We start from the raw sequence: 19,484 nt of genomic DNA, 5'->3' as shown, positions 1-19,484 counted from the left end.
TGGAGAGCCGTGGAGAGGAATCCCCGATGACCACGATCATCAAGGCCGCGTCCGTGCCCCTGCTCGACCGGGGCGGCGCGGTCCTGTCGACACCGCTGATCACCACACCGTCGGCGGGCGGGGAGAACCTGATCACCAGCGGGATGAGCGTCTACCCGGTGGGTTCCGGCGCGCCGTTGCACTCGCACAACTGCGACGAGCACGTGACCGTCCTGGAGGGTGAGGCGGAGGTGTGGGTGGACGGAGAGGTGACCCGCCTGGAGCGGTTCGACACCACGTACGTCCCGTCCCCCGTCCCGCACCTGTTCCGCAACGTCGGTGACACTCCGCTGCGGATCCTGTGGGTGTACTCCTCGGGGTACGTGACCCGGACCTTCACGGAGACGGGGAAGACGGTCGAGCACCTCTCCACCGAGGACCAGATGGGCTGAGCCCCGTCCCCGGGGACGTCCCGCGCGTCCCACGGCACGCGGGGACGACATGGTGCCGTGCGGCCACGGCAATCCTCCGAATCGTGATCACGCTTCGTGGTCACGAGCACGACAGCACGGAGGTTTCCATGTCCCGACGGATCCTGAAGAGCGGGCTGCTGGCCACGGTCGCGGTGTTCGCGTTCCTGCCCACGGCCGGGGCCGCCACCGCGAGCGCCGCCACTCCGATCCCCGCGCCGCAGGGAATCGTGCAGTACTACGACTACACCACCCTCCCGGCGCCGGCGGTCCACCGCCTGCACCACCGGCACCACACGTACCGGAGCGTGGGCCGGGTGACCACGCGGCACCACGTCCGCCTCAACGTCCGCTCCGGCCCGAGCACCCGCTACCGCGTGGTCGGCCACCGCCACAACGGCCGGCTCGTCCCGGTGACCTGCAAGACGTACGGCGGTTCGGTGCGCGGCACGCACACCTGGTACCGGCTCCCGCACCGCAAGGGGTACGTCTCCGGCCGCTACGTCCGGGTCGGCCACGCCGTCCCGTGGTGCTGACGGTTCCGTCCCGCCGCACTCCCTGATCGCACCGGCCTGTTCGGGAACCCCGTGTTCCCGAACAGGCCTTCGACATGACCCCCTGATTCACCGTCTTCACACCCGTCCGCCGATTGCGGCCCCGGTCCCCCTGGGAAGCCATCCCGACAACAGGGGCGAAACGCCCATAGCGTTATGAAGTCGAGGCACGCGACATGCGGCACCCCGAAGGAGCGACCACCCCGCCGGAGGACGAACCGGCGGCGAGACTGCGCGAACTCAAGGAGCGTACGGGGCTGAGCCTGGCGGCACTGGCCGCCCGCACCCCGTACAGCAAGTCCGCCTGGCACCGTTATCTCTCCGGCGCCAAGCGGCCGCCGCGCCCGGCCGTGGAGGCGCTGGCCCGGCTCGCGGGCGCCGACCCGGCCGCCGTCCTGGCCCTGTACGACGCCGCCGAGGAACCCCCGCCCACCGAGCCGGCCGAGCGGCGGCGGCCGGCGGGACGGCGGTGGCGGCTGCCGCTGACCGCGCTCGCACTGTTCACCGTGGCCGGGGTGACGGCGGCGGCCGTGACCGTCTCGGACCGGCGCGGCACCCCGGGCGCGCAGCCGGTGTCGGCGGCGCCGCGCTGTCATGGCCGGTCCTGCCAGGGCGAACTGCCGGACGCGTCGGCGTGCGCCCGGGACGCGCAGACCAAGACCACCGTCACCGGCACCGCCTACGACGTCCGGCTGCGCTGGTCCCCCACCTGCGGTGCCGCCTGGTCCGAGGTGCGGCTGCACTCGGCGCACGCCCGGGAGGTCTCGGTCCGGGCCGGCCAGGACGTGCTCTCGGCGAGCTATCCGGCCGAGGACTCCGTCGGCTACACCAGCCCGATGCTCGCGGTGCCGACCCCCCGGGGTGTGGAGGCGTGCGCGGAGGTCGGGGGGCAGCTGGCGTGCACCGGCCTGGAGGGGCAGCCGGACGACGAGTAGACGGCATGAAGGCGCCGCGCCCGTGGAAGGGGCGCGGCGCCGGACCGGTCGGGGGTACCGGTCAGTGGGCGGCGACCAGTTCCTCCCGGTCGGCGCCGGCCGGCGGCTGCTTGGCCGAGCGCAGGGCGGCGATGCCTATGAAGACCATCGAGGAGAGACCGGCGAGCGAGAAGGCGGTGAAGCCCCAGTCGCCGTTGCCCGCCGCGAGCAGCTGACCGCCGAGCCAGGGGCCGAAGACGGCGCCGAAGCGGCCCATGCCCGAGGTCCAGCCGACGGCGGTGGCGCGGTTGTCGGGGGTGGAGCGGATGGAGACGGTCGCGTAGATCATCGTCTGGGCGCTGTTGAGGAAGACGCCGGTGAGGAAGACGACCAGCGTGGTCACGCCCATCGGCATGTGGACGCTGAGCAGGTAGACGCCGACGGCGGTGAGGGCGAACCAGACGGCCGAGATGCGCGGGGCGCCGAACCGGTCGGCGGCGCGGCCGGCGACCAGCATGCCCACGATGCCGCCGAGGTTGAAGACGACGACGAAGGTCAGGGCGTTGGCCAGCTCGTAACCCTCGGTGCGCATCAGGGTGGGCAGCCAGGTGGCGACACCGTAGACGAGGAGCAGACCGCCGAAGGAGGCCAGCCAGTAGAGCAGGGTCTGGATCCACTCGCCGCCGCGGAACAGGTTCCGCAGCGCGTCCCAGCGGTCGGCGGCGGTCTTCTTCTCCGCGACGGCGGGCAGTTCGACCTCGTAGCGCTCGGCCAGGGCACCGGCCTCCTCGGTGCGGCCCTTGGCGACCAGGAAGCTCAGCGACTCCGGCAGGAACTTCAGCAGGACGGGGACGAAGAGCAGCGGGAGCACGCAGACCCAGAACGCGGAGCGCCAGCCCAGCGGGTCGATCAGCCACTTGGCCACATAGGCGGAGAGGATGCCGCCCGCGTGGTGCGCGGTCATCAGCAGGCCGATGGTGATCGCCACCCGGCCGCCCCTGGCGTAGTCGGAGACCATGCTGATCGCGGTCGGCAGCAGCCCGCCGAGGCCGACGCCGGCCAGGGTGCGGCCGAGACCGAAGACGGCGACGCTGCCCGAGATCGCACAGATCCCGGAGGCGAGCGAGAACAGCGTGACGCAGCCGACCATCAGCTGCTTGCGGCCGATCCGGTCCGCGACCGTGCCCGCGGTCAGGGCGCCCACCAGCATGCCGAAGGTGGCGTAGGAGCCGAGGTCGCCGGCCTGGTCCGGGGTGAGGCCGAAGGTCTTGGTCTCCAGCAGGTGGGGCAGCACCGAGCCGTAGATGAACATGTCGAGGCCGTCGAAGAGGACGGCCAGCCAGCACAGGCCGACGACCAGCAGAGCCAGTTTGCCGCCGCGAGCGGACAGGGCGGGGGAGGAGGACATCTTTGTTTTCCTCTCGTCCAGGAGGCGTTCCCTGGAGGGGATCTGTGAGCGGGCCGCGCGGCTCGTGCGGCTGACCCGTGGTGCGCTAGACGTTAAGGACCCGGATCTGATGTGTCAACGTTTTTGTTAACAATCTCAGTGGAGCGAAAGACAGAGGAAGGCAGCGGGAAAGGCGGGGTGAAAAGGGGGGTGCCCGACGCGCGCACAGCAGCACGTCGTACACCCCCCTGCCGACCGGAGACGGATCAACCGACCGGCGGCGTCCCGTGGGTGTGGAAGGACTCGATCGTCTTCAGACCCCACGCCTGCCCCTTGGCCCGCTCGGCCTCGGTCCAGGTGATCAGCGGCCAGTCGGGGGCCAGCACCAGCCGGGTGAGCGGGTTGCAGAGCTCGATGCGGTTGCCGCCGGGCTCGTAGACGTACAGGAAGAACGTCTGCTGGATGGCGTGCTTGTGCGGGCCGGTCTCGATGAACACCCCGCTGTCGATGGCCAGATCGGCCGCGCGCAGCACGTCCTCGCGGGTGTCGGTGGCGAACGCGATGTGGTGCAGGCGTCCGGCCGAGCCGGTCCAGTCGGAGGTGTAGACGACGTCGTACGACTTGTTCGTGAAGGTCAGCCAGCGGGCGGCGATCCTTCCCGTGTCGAGCCGGATCTGCTCGGTCGGGCGGGCGCCCAGCACCTGTTCCTGGAACTCGGCGTTGGCGAGCACATCGGCGGCCAGGAAGTTGACGTGGTCCAGGCGCCGCACCCCCACACCCCGGTTGGGCTTGGCCTGCGGCTGGTTCTTCAGCGCGGGCCTCAGCTCGTCGGGGGCCCGGTAGTACTCGCTCTCCCAGTACAGGGCGTGCTCGTGGCCGTCCGGGTCGGTGGTGACGTAGAGCTTGCCGAGGCCCGGTTCGTCCTCGGTCCAGTGGCCGGTGCCGCCCGCCTCCTCGATCGCCTTGATACGGCGGTGGAGGGCCTCCTCGCTGGAGGTGCGCAGCGCGAGCCGGCCGAGGCCGGGCTGCTCCCGGGCGGTGAGGACCAGGCTGTGGTGTTCGTAGTCGTCGAAGGTGCGCAGGTAGACGGTGTCGCCGTGCCGGCCGTTGACGGTCAGTCCGAGGTAGTCGGTGAAGAAGGCGACGCTGGCGTCCAGGTCCGGGGTGAAGAGCTGGGCGTGGCCGATATGGGCGATGTCACCGAGGGGCGGGGCCATCGTTGCCTCCTTGGGGTCGTGCGGGTGTGGGGGTGGTGCCGACGGACCGCGGGAAGACGGTGCCGTCGAAGATCTTGCGGGCGGTGCGGACGACCGCGGTGCGGCGGGCGGCCGGCGGGGTGCCGTCGGAGCCCGGGTCGACGCTGGTGTCGATCTCCAGGAATCCGGTGGGGTGTTCGATGCGGATCCGGTCGCCGTGCTCCGGGAGCCGGGCCATCCCCTCCCCCACGCCGCCGGGCAGCCGCAGTCCGGCGGCCACGCTCGCGGCGCCGAGGACGCCGATCGAGGTGTGGCAGCGGACGGGGATGAAGGTCCGGGTGGTGACCGCGCCGCCGTCCCGGGGCGCGGCGAGCAGGCTGAGCTTGGGCACGGTGGCGGTCTCGACGTCACCGAGGCCCATCAGCTTCCCCGCCACGAGCCGGATCTCGCGCAGCCGGTCGGCGAGCGCCAGATCCTCCTCCAGGTCCTTGGGCTCCTCGTACCCGGTGACGCCGAGGTCGCCCGCCGCGACGAGCACGGTCGGCATGCCGTTGTCGACGCAGGTCACGGCCGTACCGGCGATGGTGTCGCGGACGTTCCCGGTGGGCAGCAGCGGGCTCTCCCCCGCCGGGAACTCGATCACCACCGGGGCGGCGGTGCCGGGCACGCCGGAGATCTCGGCGTCCCCGGTGTAGTCGACCCGCCCGCCCGGGGTCGGGAAGGTGGCGACGGCCGCCTCCCCCGTGTTGAGCATCCGGATCCGTACGGAGGTCTCGCCGTCCCCGGGGGCCACGAGCCCCCGCTCCACGGCGAACGGGCCGACCCCGGCGAGGATGTTCCCGCAGTTCTGACGGTCGGTCACTTCCGGCCGGTCGACGGCGACTTGGAGGAAGAGGTAGTCGACGTCCGCCTCCGGGTCGTCCGACACCGAGACGACCGCCACCTTGCTGGTGAGGGGGTGCGCCCCGCCGAGGCCGTCGATCTGGCGCGGGTCGGGGCTGCCCATCACCCGCAGCAGCAGGTCGTCCCGGACGGCGGGGTCGGCGGGCAGGTCCTCGGCCAGGAAGTACGCGCCCTTGGAGGTGCCGCCGCGCATCAGCATGCAGCGCACCTCCGCGGGCCCGGTCATTTGCTGTACTCCTCGTACGTCCGGTACTCGACGCCGAGCCGCTGAAGGGTCTCCCGCAGTCCGTAGCGGTCGAGACCGAGCTGGCCCTCGATGAAGGCGGCGCGGGTCGCGGCCTCCTTCGCCTCGCGGGCCTCGGACTTCTCGACCGTCTCCCGGGCCCGCTCGCGCGGTACGACCACGACACCGTCGTCGTCCGCGAGGATCACGTCACCGGGGTTGATCACCTGGCCGTCGATGGCGATCGGCACGTTGACCGAGCCGCCGGTGGCCTTGACCGTGCCCTGCGAGGAGACCGCCCGGGACCAGGCGGCGAAGCCCATGTCCCGCAGTTCCTGGGTGTCCCGGATGCCGGTGCTCAGGACGACCCCGCGCACCCCGCGCTGCTTCAGCGCGGTCGCGAACAGCTCGCCGAACAGCCCGTCCGTGCAGGGCGAGGTGGTGGTGACGACCAGGATGTCACCCTCGCCGCACTGCTCGACGGCGGCGTGGATCATGAGGTTGTCGCCGGGCCAGCTGAGCACGGTCACGGCCGTGCCGGCGACCCGCACGCCCTGCTGGACGGGCCGGATCTCCGGACCGAGCAGCCCGGTCCGGCCCATCGCCTCGCTGACGGTGGCGACCCCGAAGCCGGCAAGCGCGTCGACGTCCTTCAGCTCCGCCTTCGGCGGGTTGGTGACGATCACGCCGCTCATGCCAGCTCCTGCGCGATCTGCGGGAAGGGGCGCATGAACGCCTCGGCCATGGTCTGGTGCGCCAGGCCCAGGTTGGGGCCGGCGTTCCGCTTGAGCTGGACGCCCCGGCGGACGGCGAGGTCGGTGTAGTAGGCCCACAGGTGCTGCTGGGCGCCGAGGCACTCCATCGCCTTGCGCTTGGTGTCCCAGACCTCGGTGATGTCGAGGAGGACCTCGGGCCGGAAGCCGCTCATCTCGGGCTGGTGCGGCTCGAAGTAGAAGACCGGCGGGGCGCCGATGATGTCGCCCTCGCCCGGGTAGCCGATGGCCTGGGCGAGGATGCGCGCCTCCAGGGCCATCCGGTTGGCGGCCGGGTGGTCGCCGTTGTAGGGGTCGTCGACGGGGTGGGTGAGCACGACGTCGGGCTGGGTCTCGCGGTAGACGGCGACCAGCTGGTCGGTCAGCTCGGCGGAGGCGACCAGCGGGTAGTCGCCCGCGTCGAAGAAACGGACCTCGGCGCCGAGGGCGGCGGCGGCCTTCTCCGCCTCCTCCCGGCGTATCGCCTTGATCTCCTCGAGGTTCCTGCCCTCGCGCCACGCCTTGGCGGACTCGCCGCGCTCGCCGAAGGTCAGGCACGCGATGGTGACCTTCTCGCCCCGGGACGCGGCCAGGGCGATGGCTCCGCCCGCCCGCCACACGAAGTCCCCGGCGTGCGCGGTGACGACCAGAGTGGATCGCGGTGGGGTGGCGGGCGCATTGGCGTGGGTCATTGCAGAAATCTCCTTGGTGGACAGGTGTGCGCCCACCCACCCCGGGCGTGCTCAGTCGCGTAGTGCGTCGATCACGCTGGTGAGGTGGGCGCGGACGGCCGCCTCGGCCGCCTGCGGGTCCCTGGCCCTGATCGTCTCGATCATCGCCAGGTGCTCGTTCAGGGAGTGCTGCGGACGCCCCGGGCGCAGCGCCAGCTGGAAGCGGTGACGCACCAGTTGGGCGTTGAGCCGCTCCAGCAGTTCCACGGCGGTCTGCTGGCCGGAGATCACCCGGATCCTGGCGTGGAGTTCCTGGTTGAGCTCGGAGTAGGTGACCGGTTCGCCGTCGGCGACGGCCTTGGTCATGGCCGTTCCGAGGTCAGCGAGTTCGGTGAGCTGCTCGTCGCTGGCCGCGACGGCCGCCTTGGCCGCGCACAGTCCTTCCAGGACCATGCGGCACTCCGTGATCGCGACCGCTTCCTCCACGGTCACCACCCGCACCCGCGAGCCGCGGTTGCGGATCCGCTCGACCAGTCCCTGGGCCTCCAGATCGATCAGCGCCGCACGGATGCTGGCCCGTGTCACACCGAACTCCTCGGCGAGTTCGTTCTCCACCAGCCGCTGGGCCGGCGCCATCTCGCCGTGCAGGATCGCCTGCCGCAGCTGCGCGAGCGCATGCTGCTTGGCCTGCTCTCCGGTGGTCGGACGGGCTTCTTTCGGCATTGCGCCCTCCCTGAGTGAGTGCCTGTCGAACGTAAATCTAGCCAAACAAGATTGTCAACAATTTTGTCTGCCGTATTGCCGCCGCAGTCCGCGGACGCGTTCCGGCGGACGCGCGCTCAGCCGGAGCGGTACAGCTCGCTGAGCAGTTCGAGAACCGCCTGCTGGGCGGGGTGCGGATCGTCCCGCCACCAGGCCAGCCGGACGGCCACCGGTTCGGCGTCCCGCACCGGCCGGTAGACGATGCCGGGCCGCGGATACTGGTTGGCGGTCGACTCCGCGGTCACGCCGATGCCCCGTCCGGCGGCGATCTCGGTGAGCCAGTCCTCGACGTCGCGGATCTCCTCGACGACGGGACGCGCGTCGGGCGGCCACAGCTCGGGGGTGGTGGTGCCGGTACGCCGGTCGACGAGCAGGATCCGCCCGCCGATGTCGGCGAGCCGTACGGAACGGCGCCGGGCCAGCGGATCATCGGCGGCCAGGGCGCACAGCCGTCGCTCCAGCCCCACGATGGCCGAGTCGAACCGCCGGTCCTCCAGCGGCCGCCGCACGACGGCGAGATCGCAGGCCCCCTCACCGAGCCCGGCGAACGCCGCGTTCACCCGGATCAGATGCAGGTCGATCCCGGGGTGCGCCGCGTGCCACCTCCGCTGGAAGGCCACGGTGTGCCGGCCCACCGCCGACCAGGCGTACCCGATCCGCAGCCGGGTGTGCCCGGAACCGGCCTCCTGGACCAGGCCGGCGACGTCCGCGAGCACCCGCCGGGCCCGCTCCACCACCCGCAGCCCCGTCGCCGTCGGCGTCACCTCGCGCGAGGTGCGCCGCAACAGCCGCACGCCGAGGGCCCGTTCCAGCCCCGCCAGGGTCCTGGAGACGGCCGCCTGGGACACCCCCAGGGCGATCGCCGCGTCGGTGAAGGTGCCCTCGTCGACGATGGCGACGAGACAGCGCAGCTGCCGCAGCTCGACCTCATCCATACGTACAGCGTATAGATCCGCGAGAACATGCATTTTGCGCATGAGCCGACCGGGCGGACTCTGCTCTCATGCGACGAACCCTCGAACGCCCGGCCGCCTCCCCGGCGCTGCCGGCCGGCGTGGCCACCATGTTCGGCAGCGGCCTGTCCAACCAGACCGGCGCGGCCATCGGCTCCCTGGCCTTCCCGGTCCTCGGCCCGCTGGGCGTGGTGGCGGTACGGCAGTACGTCGCCGCCCTCGTCCTGGTCGCCGTCGGCCGCCCCCGCGTGCGTGCGTTCACCTGGCGGCAGTGGTGGCCGGTCCTGCTGCTGGCCGTGGTCTTCGGCACCATGAACCTGACCCTGTACACCGCGATCGACCGCATCGGCCTCGGCCTGGCGGTCACCCTGGAGTTCCTCGGCCCGCTGAGCATCGCGCTGGCCGCGTCCCGCCGCCGACTGGACGCCTGCTGCGCGCTCCTGGCCGCCGCCGGCGTGGTCGTCCTGATGCGCCCCCAGCCCTCGACCGACTACCCGGGCATGGCCCTGGGCCTCATAGCCGCCTGCTGCTGGGCCTCCTACATCCTCCTCAACCGCCTCGTCGGCCGCCGCGTCCCGGGCGCCCAGGGCTCGGCGGCGGCCGCGTCCGTCTCGGCGTTCACGTTCCTGCCGGTCGGGATCGTGCTGGCGGTACGACACCCACCGACGGCCGGCGCGATCCTCTGCGCGGTGGCCGCCGGCGTCCTCTCCTCAGCCGTCCCCTACCTGGCCGACCTCCTCACCCTCCGCAAGATCCCGGCCCAGACCTTCGGCCTGTTCATGAGCGTCAACCCGGTCCTGGCAGCGGTGGTGGGGTGGGTGGTGCTGGGGCAGAGCCTGGGGGTCGCCGAGTGGGCGGGGATCGGCGCGGTGGTAGCCGCGAACGCCGTAAGTCTCACGCCCCGCTAGGGGCGCGGGGCTGTATCGATGTGCGGCTCCGCCGCGTGGGCGCGACCAGCCCCCACCGGCCCGCAGTCCACCCACGACCGAACCACCCCCCATTACCCAACCGCTTCCTTCCAAGCCGCTCCCGCCACGATCGCCTGCCGCCACCCCCGAAGCACCTTCGGCGGCACCCCCACCGCAAGCACCCCGCTCAACCGCTCCCCCGTCCGATACGCGGCCACGAACCGCCCCTCCTCCAACTCCCCCTCCACGACCCGCACTTCCTCGTGCCCGCGCAGGTACCCGTACGCCTGGACCTTCATCTCGTACTGGTCCGACCAGAAGTACGGCACCGGCGCGAACGCCTTGCGCGCCCCGGGACGGAGGAGATTGCGGGCCGCGGCCATGCCCTGCTCCGCCGCGTTCGTCCGGTGCTCGATCCGCATGGAGACCCCGAACAGCGGGTTGTACCACCGAGCCACGTCCCCGGCCGCGTACACATCGCGCGCGGCCTCGCAGTACTCGTCGCAGACCACCCCGTCGCCCACCGAGAGCCCGCTCCCGGCCAGCCACTCCGTGTTCGGCAGGGAGCCGATCGCGACCAGCACTTCGTCGGCCTCGATCTCCTCCCCGTCGGCGAGCCGCACCCCGTCCTCGGTCACCTCGCTCACGCCGACCCCGGTCCGCAGGTCCACGCCCCGCTCCCGATGGGTCCGGGACAGCACCCGCCCCACCGCCTCGCCGACCGCGTGCGCGAGCGGCACCGGCACCGGTTCGAGCAGCGTCACCCGCGCGCCCAGCTTCCAGGCGACGGCGGCGGCCTCCGCGCCGAGGAACCCGGCGCCGACCACCACCAGCCGCTGCCCCGGACCGAGCCGCTCCCGCAGGGTCAGCGCGTCGTCGAGGGTGCGCAGCACATGCGCCCCCTCCCCCGGCAGCCGGCGCGGCCGCACCCCCGTGGCCAGGATCAGCCCGTCGTACGACAGCTCCGAGCCGTCGGCCAGACGCACCGTACGGTCCGCCACGTCCAGCCCGGCCGCCGCCGTCCCGAGCCGCAACTCCAGCCCCAGGGCGTCGAGTTCCACGGGCGCCCGCAGTACCACCCGCTCGGGCGCCCACTCGGCCGACAGCACCTGCTTGGAGAGCGGCGGCCGGTCGTACGGCGCGTGGAGTTCGTCGCCGACGAGGGTGAGCGTGCCGTCGTAGCCCTCGCGCCGGAGCGTCTCGACCGCCGCGAGCCCCGCGGCGGAGGCGCCGACGACCACGATCCGGTTCACTTCTCCGCCAGCCGGATCGCGGCGGCCGGGCAGATCGCGACGGCTTCGCGGACGTCGTCGAGGGCCTCCTCGGCCGGGTTCTCGTCGATCACGAAGGCGATGCCGTCCTCGTCCCGCTGGTCGAAGACCTCGGGGGCGACGAGCACGCACTGCCCGGACGCGACACACTTCGGTTCGTCCAGTTCGACATGCATGGTGTTCTCCTCAGCTTTCCTTCGGGGGGTGGGGTCACCAGGTGACGGGGAGTTCGTGGACGCCGTACACACCGCCGTTGTGCTTGAACGGGAGGTCGTTGATGTCGGCGGCGAGGCGGAGGGTGGGGATGCGGCGGTAGAGGGTGCCGTAGACCACCTGGAGTTCCATCCGGGCCAGCGGCTGGCCCAGGCACTGGTGGACGCCGAAGCCGAAGGCGACATGGCGGCGGGCGTCGCGGGTCAGGTCGAGGCGGTCGGGGTCGGCGAAGACCTCGGGGTCGCGGTTGGCGATCTCGTTGGGCATGATCACGCCCTCACCGGCGCGGATCACCTGCCCGCCCACCTTGATGTCATCGAGGACCGCACGGCGCCTGCCGCTGTGCACGATGCTCAGGTAGCGCAGCAGTTCCTCGACCGCGCCCGCGATCGCCGCGGGGTCGTCGGTGTCCCGCAACAGGGCCAGCTGCTCGGGGTGTTCGAGCAGGGCGAGGGTGCCGAGCGCGATCATGTTGGCGGTGGTCTCGTGCCCGGCGAGCAGCAGCAGGACGCCCATCTGCGCGGCGCCCAGCCGGGTCAGCTCGCCGGCCCGCACCCGGGCCACGAGCCCGGAGAACAGGTCGTCGGCGGGGCGCTCCATCTTCTCGCCCATCAGCCGGTCGAGGTACTCGGCGAGCCTGCCGTGGGCGGCCGTCCGGTCCTCGACGGTGGTGTCGCGGCTGATGAGCAGCCTGCTGTTCTCCTGGAAAAAGTCGTGGTCGTCGTAGGGGACGCCGAGCAGCGCGCAGATGACCAGCGAGGGCACCGGGAGCGCGAAGGCCTCGACCAGATCGACGGGGTTGGGCCCGGCCAGCATCTCGTCGATCAGGTCGTCGACGATCTTCTGCACGGCAGGCCGCATGGCGTCGACGCGCTTGATCGCGAACGGCGCGGTGACCATACGGCGCAGCCGGGCGTGCTCGGGGTCGTCCATCATGATGAAGCTGGCGGTGTTCCCGCCGTCGGTGACCGGCATCTGCAGCGGATATCCGGGCCGGGTGAGATCGGCGCTCAGCCGGGGGTCGAGCAGCAGGGCGCGCTGGTCCGCGTACCGGGTGAGCAGCCAGTAGTCCTTGCCGTCCCAGAGCCGGACCTTGGTGAGGGGGCCCTCCTCCTGGGCGGCGGTCAGGGCCGGGGGCGGGTCGAAGGGGCAGCCGGGGGCCCGGGACATCGGGTAGTCCGTCAGGGTGTCGGCCATCTCTGTCTCCTCGGGGTGGGGGGACTCCGCTCGCCGCGGAGCGCCGGGATGATGGAAGCGAGGCCTCGATGAGCACATGCAAACAGGCGGGACTGACTGGTTCCGGTCAGATTCCTGACAACGGGCTGACGTGGTCCGGATCACACCGCAGCACTGTTGCCGTACCTGGCACATCAGTGGCAGATGGCGTGAATCTGCCGACGGAAAAGGGAGGTTGACACGGTGTCAGGACACTGTGTGCGCACCCGACGACCGCCACCCCCACCACCCGGACACCCATCGGCGACCGATCGGCACCGCAGCCCGCACATTTGCTCCCGGACACCATCGCGAATCCTTCACCCACCGTCCGTCGACTCCCCCAGCCAGTAGCCGAAGCCCCGCCGGGTGTGGATCAGCGCGGACGCGTCGTGGTCCACCTTGCGCCTGAGCCGGGAGACCAGTTGCTCGATGGCGTTGTCGCCCCGGAACTCGCCCCAGACGTAGCGGCTGATCTGCTCCTTGGACAGCACCTTGTCGGCGTTGACGAGCAGGTGGCGCAGCAGCCGGTACTCGGCGGGCGTGAGGTCCAGGCTGCGGCCGCCGCGGCGGGCCCGGCAGGTGCCGTCGTCCAGGACCAGGTCGGCGTGGTCGAGCACGCTTCCCAGGCGGCCGCCGTCACCCCGGTCCCGGAGCAGCACCTTCACCCGGGCGAGGACTTCGGCGATCCGGAAGGGCTTGGTGACGCAGTCCCGCTCGCCGGCGCCGAGTTCGGGCACCAGCCGGGCCAGGGAGTCGCAGTCGGCCAGGAGGAGGACGGGTGGCCGGTAGGCGGGTTTGAACCGGCCACCCCGGGTGAGGTCGTCGAGTCCGGGCAGTTCGGCGTCGATGACGACGAGGTCGAACCGGTGCTCGGCGAACCGCCGGACCACGTCGGCACCACTGTCCGCCAGGCCGATCCGATAGCCCGCCAACTCCAGTGTGGTGGCGAGGAGTTCGGCGATGTCCGGGTCACCGGCGGCGACCAGGAGATGTTGTCCGCTGCCACGGGCGAGCACCTGCGGTGCCGGGGAGCTGCCGTACATGGGGAGCCGTTCCTTCGTGAGCGCCGGGCAATTCGCTTGCTTGACTCAAGTAAGCCACATATGCTTGCCTAACTCAAGTAATCGGGGTCGCTCTGAGCGGAGGCCGCCCCGAGGGGCCTGCCCGGCGGCAGGCCCGGGCGCCGGACCCGTGGGGACGGGTACCGGCGCAGCCCTCGGGCCGGGCCGCCGGCCCACTCCCCCCGGCCCGGCACCCGGCCCGAGGGCACCCACCACAACCGCACCACCCCCGGGCGAGCCCCGGCGGCCCGCCCGGGCCGGTACCTCCAAGAAAGCGAGAAGCACCCCATGGCCACGATGAAGTCCGTACAGACCGGTGGCGTCGGCAGGATCGAGGTCGTGGACGTCGAGCGTCCCGTGCCCGGCCCGAAGGACGTGCTGCTGAAGATCCGCGCGGGCGGTATCTGCGGCACCGACGTCACCTTCCTGCACATGGGCGGCATGCCCGCCCGCGCCCACCTGGGCGGCGACCTGGTCCCGGTCCCGCTGGGCCATGAGCCGGCCGGTGAGATCGTCGAGGCCGGCGCCGAGGTCACCGGGCTGAAGGTGGGCGACCGGGTGGTGGTGAACCCGCAGGACGCGCCCACCGGGATCATCGGCTGCGGCGGCCGGTACGGCGCGCTGAGCGAGTACCTGCTGATCGAGAACGCCGAGGTCGGCCGGAGCGTCGCGGTGTTCCCGGAGACCGTGCCGTTCGAGGTCGCCGCCCTCAACGAGCCGATGGCCGTCTCCCGGCACGCGGTCAACCGCTCCGAGGCCGGTCCGGACGACAAGGTGGTCGTCTTCGGCGCGGGCCCGATCGGACTGGGCGCGGCGATCTGGCTGAAGCTGCGCGGCGTCCGGCACGTGGTCGTCGCCGACGTCATCCCGGCCCGGCTGGAGAAGGCGCTGGCCGTGGGCGCGGACGCGGTCATCAACTCGGCCGAGGAGGACGTCACCGCGCGGCTGACCGAGCTGCACGGGCAGGGCGCCAACGCGCTGGGCCAGCCCCGCCCGGACACCGACATCTTCATCGACGCGGCCGGTGCCCCGGTCGTCTTCGACACCGTGGTGGCCAACGCGAAGTGGCACGCCAGCCTGGTCATGGTCGCCGTGCAGAAGAAGGGGGAGGTCGACCTGGGCGGCATGCTGCGCAGCGAGCTGACGCTCATCGCCTCGCAGGGCTACCCGACCGAGATCTTCGAGGTCACCCCCGAACTGGTCGAGCACCACGAACGGTTCGCGAAGCTGATCAGCCACCGCGTCCCGTTCACCGACGTGGAGGGCGCCTTCCAGCTGACGCTCACCCCGGGCGCCGCCGAGAAGGTCGTCGTCACCTTCGACGCGTAGCGGTGACCGGCGCCAGCCACATCCCGAGCAGCGCGTCGGCGAGCCCGGTGGCCGCGTCGTCCCAGGTGGCGCGGGGTGTGTCGGTGCCCTCGGCGAGGGCGCGCTCGCGCTCGGCGCAGGTGTGCAGGATCAGGGTGCGGGCCATCTGGGCGCGTTCGGTGCGGACCTCGGCGGGCAGCTCGGGCAGCCGGCGGGTCAGCTCGGCCGCGGCCTGGCGCAGCGACGGCGAGTTCAGGGATTCCTCGACCATGATCTCGTAGAGGGCCGGGTCGGTCGCCACCTGGGCGCAGAAGCGGGCGTACCAGGTGGGGCTGCCCAGCCCCGCGAGGTGCTCGGTGATCGGGCGGACCAGGCAGTCCACCCAGCCTCGGATGTCGTCGGAGTCGCCGACGGAGGCCAGCAGGCGGGCCCGGATCTCCTCGATCTGCCCGAAGTGCCGGGCGGCGATCGCGCGGACCAGGTCGGCCTTGGTGCCGAAGTGGTAGCCGACGGCCGCGTTGTTGCCCTGGCCGGCGGCCTCGCTGACCTGGCGGTTGGACACGGCGTAGACGCCCTGTTCGGCGAAGAGCCGTTCCGCCGTGCCGAGGATGACCTCCCGTGTCGCGCCGGCCTGCTCCGCCCGCGCCGTCCTGCCCGCCATGCCCACCACCGCTCCGGGACCGCGCACCGCCCGGACCGGCCGGTCCCGCGAGCCGTACCGGGGCCTCGCCCGGGGCGGCGAGGTCCAGCCGAAAGAGCCTACGCGGCGGCGGTGCGCGATGCCGCCATCCGTACCAGTAACGTAAGTCAAGCGACTGACTTAAAAAAGGGTCACGTCGCTCCCTGTTCTGCCTACGGAGGCCCTCTCCCATGTCCGAAGCCCCTGTCCGGCCCGCCGGGTCCGCCGGGCCCGCGCGCCCCGCGGGCCCCCATCCCAACGCGGTGGTGGCGGTGCTGGCCCTGGCCGGTATCACCGTCTCGCTCATGCAGACCCTGGTGATCCCGATCGTCCCGGAGCTGCCGAAGTACCTGGACGCCTCGGCGTCCAACGCGGCCTGGGCGGTGACGGCGACCCTGCTGGCCGCCGCCGTGGCCACCCCGGTGGCCGGCCGTCTCGGCGACATGTTCGGCAAGCGGCTGATGCTGCTGGTCAGCCTGGTGCTGCTGGTCTGCGGCTCGGTGGTGGCCGCGCTGAGCGACACCCTGGTCCCGATGATCGTCGGCCGTGCCCTCCAGGGCCTCGCGGCCGCCGTGGTCCCGCTGGGCATCAGCATCATGCGCGACGAGCTGCCGCCGGAGCGCCTCGCGGGCTCGACCGCGCTGATGAGCGCCTCACTCGGCGTCGGCGGCGCGCTCGGTCTGCCGTCCGCGGCCTTCATCGCCGACCACTTCGACTGGCATGTGCTGTTCTGGACCTCGGCCGCCCTCGGTGTCGTCGCCTTCGCGCTGGTCATGCTGCTGGTCCCGGAGTCCAAGGTGCGCTCGGGCGGCCGCTTCGACGCGGTCGGCGCCGTCGGCCTCGCGGTCGGTCTGGTCTCGCTGCTGCTGGCCGTCTCCAAGGGCGCCGACTGGGGCTGGGCGAGCGGCACCACGCTCGGCCTGTTCGCGGTCGCGGTGGTCGTGCTCGTCGCCTGGGGCTTCTTCGAACTGCGCACCCCGCAGCCGCTGGTCGACCTGCGCACCACGGTCCGCCGCCAGGTGCTCTTCACCAACCTCGCCTCGATCGCGTTCGGCTTCTCGATGTTCGCGATGTCCCTGGTCCTCCCCCAGCTGCTGCAGCTGCCGACCCAGACGGGCTACGGCCTCGGCAGGTCGATGCTGACGGTCGGTCTGGTGATGGCCCCGCAGGGTCTGGTGATGATGGCCTTCGCCCCGGTCTCGGCCGCCATCACCAAGGCCAGGGGACCGAAGATCACGCTGATGATCGGCGCGGTGATCGTCGCCGCCGGCTACGGCCTCAACATCGTCCTGATGTCCGAGGTCTGGCACCTGATCCTGGTCTCCTGCGTCATCGGCGCCGGTGTCGGCTTCGCGTACGGTGCGATGCCCGCCCTGATCATGGGCGCCGTCCCGGCCTCGGAGACGGCCGCCGCGAACAGCCTCAACACGCTGATGCGGTCCATCGGTACGTCGGTGGCGAGCGCCGTCGCCGGTGTGATCCTGGCCCAGATGACGATCAGCCTCGGCACCGCCACCCTGCCGTCCGAGAACGCCTTCAAGGTCGTCATGGCGATCGGCGCGGGCGCGGCCGTCCTGGCCTTCGTCCTCGCCTCCTTCCTGCCCGGCCGCCGGCCGGCCGCGGCGGAGCCCGTTCCGGTCCCGGCCGAGCCCACGGCCGAGTCCGTGCACTGAGCGCGATGAGCCACGGTGGAGCGGGCCGTTCGCCGGCGGGCGGCCCGCGCCACGCTTTCGACGCGGTACGCCGCCTCGCGCGGCGGACCGTCGGCCGCCGGGATGACGGCGGCCGCGCTCGTACTGCGTCCTCAGTAGCCGGGATCGACGGCAATCGCACGACGACAGGACGGGATGGTTCCGGGAGCCTGGACCGGTCCCCGAGTACAGCGGTACGGCCACCCGGAGCGCTGGGACGCGCTCAGCCGTACGCCGACCGTCCCGGCCGGGCATCGCCGACCATGGTCAGAGCAGAGACCGACCGGAGCGACCGATGAGCACCCCCTGGCAGCGCTATGCCGAAGAACACGCCCGGACCGCCGACACCATGGCGTCCGTCCTGCTGTTCGCCTCGTTCCTGTTCGGCAGCGAGATCACCATGAGCAGCGACGAGCGGCCGCACGAGGTCGGGATCACCATCGCCCTCGCCGCCGTCGGCTGCGGTGCCCTGCTCTGGCAGCGGAGCCGGCCGCGCACGGTCGTCGCCGTCAGCGCGGTCTGCACCGCGGCGGCCTCGGGGCTGGGGCACCTGCCCACCCCGCTGCTGCTGGGCGGGCTGATGCTGGCGCTGTACCGGCTGGCCGTCGACACCGACCGGCCGACCGCGCGCCGCTACTACTTCGCCGGTCTCGCGCTGGTGGTGGGCGCCGCGACGGTCTTCGGCCCCGGGGCCGTCCCCTGGCCGCTGAAGACGATCAGCCCGGCCGCCTGGCTGCTGCTGCCGATCGTGGCCGGCAACGCCGTCCGGCTGCAGGGCGCGTACCTGGAGGCCGTACAGGCGCGGGCGGAGTACGCGGAGCGCAGCCGCGAGGAGGAGGCCCGGCACCGGGTCGGGGAGGAGCGGATACGGATCGCGCGGGAGCTGCACGACGTGGTCGCCCACCATCTCGCGCTGGCCAACGCCCAGGCCGGGACGGCGGCCCACCTCTCGCGCACCCATCCCGACCAGGTGCACCGGATCCTCGGCGATCTCGCCGGTACGACCGCCTCCGCGCTGCGCGAGCTGAAGGCCACCGTGGGCCTGCTGCGGCAGACCGACGACCCAGACCTGCCGCTGGCGCCGAGCCCCGGTCTCGCCCAGCTGCCGGAGCTCACCGAGGCCTGCGAGACGGCCGGGCTCACGGTGCACGTCAGCGTCGAGGGCACCCCGCGCCCGCTGACGGCCGGCGTGGACCTCACGGCGTACCGGATCGTGCAGGAGGCGCTGACCAACGTCACCAAGCATGCCGCCGCCGAGGCCGCGTACGTCCGGCTCGGCTGGTCCCCGGACCGGCTGACCCTCACCGTCACCGACGACGGCACCGCCACCGCGCCGACCGCCACCGCTTCCGGGAGCGGCTTCGGGCTGATCGGGATGCGCGAGCGGGCCCAGTCGGTCGGCGGTGCCTTCGCCGCCGGGCACCGGGACGGGGGCGGCTTCGAAGTCACCACCCGGCTGCCGCTGTACCCCAGTGCCACGGAAACGGAACCGGAACCGGAAGAACGGACCTCATGACCATCCGCGTGCTCCTCGCCGACGACCAGGCCCTGCTGCGGGCCACCTTCCGGATCCTGATCGACTCCTGCGCCGACATGACAGTGGTCGGCGAGGCCACCGACGGCGCCGAGGCCGTCACCCTCACCCGTGAGCTGCGGCCCGACATCGTGCTGATGGACATCAGGATGCCCGGCACCGACGGGCTGGCCGCCACGGCCGCCGTCTGCGCGGACCCGGAGCTGTCCGGCGTCCGGGTGCTGATCCTGACCACCTTCGAGGTCGACGAGTACGTGGCGCAGGCGCTGCGGTCCGGGGCCAGCGGCTTCCTCGGCAAGGACGTGACGGCGGAGGCGCTGCTGGCCGGGATCCGCACGGTGGCCTCCGGCGAGTCGCTGCTCTCGCCCACCGCGACCCGCACCCTGATCAGCCGGTTCCTGGCCACGCCCGCGCCCGGCGCCCGGCTCGCCGCCCCCGAGCAGCTGCGGGTGCTCACCGCGCGCGAACGCGAGGTCATGGCGCTGGCGGCACAGGGCCGCTCCAACGAGGAGATCGCCGAGAAGCTCTTCGTCTCGCCGCTGACCGTGCGCACCCACGTCCACCGGGCGATGACCAAGCTGGACGCCCGGGACCGGGCCCAACTCGTGGTGATGGCCTACCAGTCGGGGCTGGTGCAGCCCCCGCCGCCGGCCCAGGACGGCTGAGGCCTGTTCGGGGGAACCGGTGCCGCGGGGCGCGTGCGCGGGCCCCGGCCGGGCCACCTCTTCTGCGTGACCGCGCTGCCGCTGATCCCGCCCATGCTCGCCACCCCCGGCAGGCTGCCGCCCGCCGCGCAGGACACCCGGTGGGCCTACGAGACCAAACAGGACGGTTCTC

20 protein-coding genes and 1 pseudogene are annotated in these 19,484 nt (G+C 72.2%); 9 read left to right on the top strand and 12 right to left on the bottom strand.

Annotated elements, in window-relative coordinates:
- Positions 1-26 precede the first annotated feature (26 nt).
- From ACGFZS_RS20150 to ACGFZS_RS20140, 3 genes are all read left to right on the top strand, one after another.
- Positions 27-431 carry a cupin domain-containing protein gene (locus tag ACGFZS_RS20150; RefSeq protein WP_355723496.1) on the top strand — a complete coding sequence of 135 codons (405 nt, stop codon included), beginning with the start codon at positions 27-29 and terminating at the stop codon, positions 429-431.
- A 128-nt stretch (positions 432-559) separates the two neighbouring features.
- Entirely contained in the window at positions 560-985 is a 426-nt protein-coding gene (locus ACGFZS_RS20145; RefSeq protein WP_393796236.1) for an SH3 domain-containing protein, read from the top strand.
- 194 nt (positions 986-1,179) lie between these two features.
- On the top strand, positions 1,180-1,938 hold the full coding sequence (locus ACGFZS_RS20140) for a DUF2690 domain-containing protein (protein ID WP_393796235.1): 759 nt from the start codon (positions 1,180-1,182) through the stop codon (positions 1,936-1,938).
- 61 nt (positions 1,939-1,999) lie between these two features.
- Here ACGFZS_RS20140 and ACGFZS_RS20135 read toward each other — a convergent pair whose 3' ends face one another.
- The 7 genes from ACGFZS_RS20135 to ACGFZS_RS20105 all read right to left on the bottom strand — a co-directional run bounded on the left by ACGFZS_RS20135 (position 2,000) and on the right by ACGFZS_RS20105 (position 8,746).
- A complete protein-coding gene (locus ACGFZS_RS20135) occupies positions 2,000-3,325 on the bottom strand; it encodes an MFS transporter (protein ID WP_393796234.1) in 1,326 nt (441 codons plus the stop codon).
- 245 nt (positions 3,326-3,570) lie between these two features.
- Entirely contained in the window at positions 3,571-4,521 is a 951-nt protein-coding gene (locus ACGFZS_RS20130) for a catechol 2,3-dioxygenase (RefSeq protein WP_393796233.1), read from the bottom strand.
- Positions 4,502-5,629, bottom strand: coding sequence for a 4-oxalomesaconate tautomerase (locus tag ACGFZS_RS20125; RefSeq protein WP_393796232.1), 1,128 nt, complete (start codon positions 5,627-5,629; stop codon positions 4,502-4,504). Before ACGFZS_RS20125 ends, ACGFZS_RS20130 begins: the two co-directional genes overlap by 20 nt.
- A complete protein-coding gene (locus ACGFZS_RS20120; RefSeq protein WP_393796231.1) occupies positions 5,626-6,321 on the bottom strand; it encodes a 4-carboxy-4-hydroxy-2-oxoadipate aldolase/oxaloacetate decarboxylase in 696 nt (231 codons plus the stop codon). The genes ACGFZS_RS20125 and ACGFZS_RS20120 overlap by 4 nt, the downstream gene beginning before the upstream one ends.
- Positions 6,318-7,070, bottom strand: a complete 753-nt coding sequence (locus ACGFZS_RS20115) for a PIG-L deacetylase family protein (protein ID WP_393796230.1) — start codon at positions 7,068-7,070, stop codon at positions 6,318-6,320. The genes ACGFZS_RS20120 and ACGFZS_RS20115 overlap by 4 nt, the downstream gene beginning before the upstream one ends.
- 51 nt (positions 7,071-7,121) lie before the next feature.
- Positions 7,122-7,772, bottom strand: coding sequence for a GntR family transcriptional regulator (locus ACGFZS_RS20110; protein WP_365682013.1), 651 nt, complete (start codon positions 7,770-7,772; stop codon positions 7,122-7,124).
- 116 nt (positions 7,773-7,888) lie between these two features.
- Positions 7,889-8,746 carry a LysR family transcriptional regulator gene (locus tag ACGFZS_RS20105; RefSeq protein ID WP_393796229.1) on the bottom strand — a complete coding sequence of 286 codons (858 nt, stop codon included), beginning with the start codon at positions 8,744-8,746 and terminating at the stop codon, positions 7,889-7,891.
- Between the two features lie 68 nt (positions 8,747-8,814).
- On the opposite strand from ACGFZS_RS20105, the gene ACGFZS_RS20100 reads away from it, so the two are divergent.
- Complete coding sequence (locus ACGFZS_RS20100; protein WP_393796228.1) at positions 8,815-9,672, top strand: DMT family transporter; 858 nt, start codon at positions 8,815-8,817, stop codon at positions 9,670-9,672.
- Positions 9,673-9,764: 92 nt separating this feature from the next.
- Here the strand turns inward: ACGFZS_RS20100 and ACGFZS_RS20095 are convergent, their stop codons facing one another.
- From ACGFZS_RS20095 to ACGFZS_RS20080, 4 genes are all read right to left on the bottom strand, one after another.
- Positions 9,765-10,925, bottom strand: a complete 1,161-nt coding sequence (locus ACGFZS_RS20095) for an NAD(P)/FAD-dependent oxidoreductase (protein WP_393796227.1) — start codon at positions 10,923-10,925, stop codon at positions 9,765-9,767.
- Positions 10,922-11,119, bottom strand: coding sequence for a ferredoxin (locus tag ACGFZS_RS20090; protein WP_359223486.1), 198 nt, complete (start codon positions 11,117-11,119; stop codon positions 10,922-10,924). Before ACGFZS_RS20090 ends, ACGFZS_RS20095 begins: the two co-directional genes overlap by 4 nt.
- Before the next feature lie 34 nt (positions 11,120-11,153).
- Complete coding sequence (locus tag ACGFZS_RS20085) at positions 11,154-12,353, bottom strand: cytochrome P450 (protein WP_393796226.1); 1,200 nt, start codon at positions 12,351-12,353, stop codon at positions 11,154-11,156.
- Between the two features lie 338 nt (positions 12,354-12,691).
- On the bottom strand, positions 12,692-13,417 hold the full coding sequence (locus tag ACGFZS_RS20080; RefSeq protein ID WP_393668021.1) for a response regulator transcription factor: 726 nt from the start codon (positions 13,415-13,417) through the stop codon (positions 12,692-12,694).
- A 306-nt stretch (positions 13,418-13,723) separates the two neighbouring features.
- On the opposite strand from ACGFZS_RS20080, the gene ACGFZS_RS20075 reads away from it, so the two are divergent.
- On the top strand, positions 13,724-14,764 hold the full coding sequence (locus ACGFZS_RS20075; RefSeq protein ID WP_393796225.1) for a zinc-binding dehydrogenase: 1,041 nt from the start codon (positions 13,724-13,726) through the stop codon (positions 14,762-14,764).
- Here ACGFZS_RS20075 and ACGFZS_RS20070 read toward each other — a convergent pair.
- A complete protein-coding gene (locus ACGFZS_RS20070) occupies positions 14,748-15,404 on the bottom strand; it encodes a TetR/AcrR family transcriptional regulator (RefSeq protein ID WP_393796224.1) in 657 nt (218 codons plus the stop codon). The two genes, ACGFZS_RS20075 and ACGFZS_RS20070, sit on opposite strands and share 17 nt — an antisense overlap.
- Before the next feature lie 209 nt (positions 15,405-15,613).
- Between ACGFZS_RS20070 and ACGFZS_RS20065 the strand changes: the two genes are divergently transcribed.
- The 4 genes and pseudogenes from ACGFZS_RS20065 to ACGFZS_RS20050 all read left to right on the top strand — a co-directional run.
- Positions 15,614-17,095 carry an MFS transporter gene (locus tag ACGFZS_RS20065; protein ID WP_393796223.1) on the top strand — a complete coding sequence of 494 codons (1,482 nt, stop codon included), beginning with the start codon at positions 15,614-15,616 and terminating at the stop codon, positions 17,093-17,095.
- Between the two features lie 313 nt (positions 17,096-17,408).
- Positions 17,409-18,629, top strand: a complete 1,221-nt coding sequence (locus tag ACGFZS_RS20060) for a sensor histidine kinase (RefSeq protein ID WP_393796222.1) — start codon at positions 17,409-17,411, stop codon at positions 18,627-18,629.
- Positions 18,626-19,312 carry a response regulator gene (locus ACGFZS_RS20055; protein WP_393796221.1) on the top strand — a complete coding sequence of 229 codons (687 nt, stop codon included), beginning with the start codon at positions 18,626-18,628 and terminating at the stop codon, positions 19,310-19,312. The genes ACGFZS_RS20060 and ACGFZS_RS20055 overlap by 4 nt, the downstream gene beginning before the upstream one ends.
- A gap of 66 nt (positions 19,313-19,378) precedes the next feature.
- A pseudogene (locus tag ACGFZS_RS20050) lies at positions 19,379-19,480 on the top strand (ATP-dependent DNA ligase); the annotation flags it as partial.
- Positions 19,481-19,484 lie beyond the last annotated feature (4 nt).

This window comes from Streptomyces sp. NPDC048288 (genome assembly GCF_043201555.1).
Lineage (GTDB): Bacteria > Actinomycetota > Actinomycetes > Streptomycetales > Streptomycetaceae > Streptomyces.
This window is presented reverse-complemented; position numbering and strand designations above follow the sequence as displayed.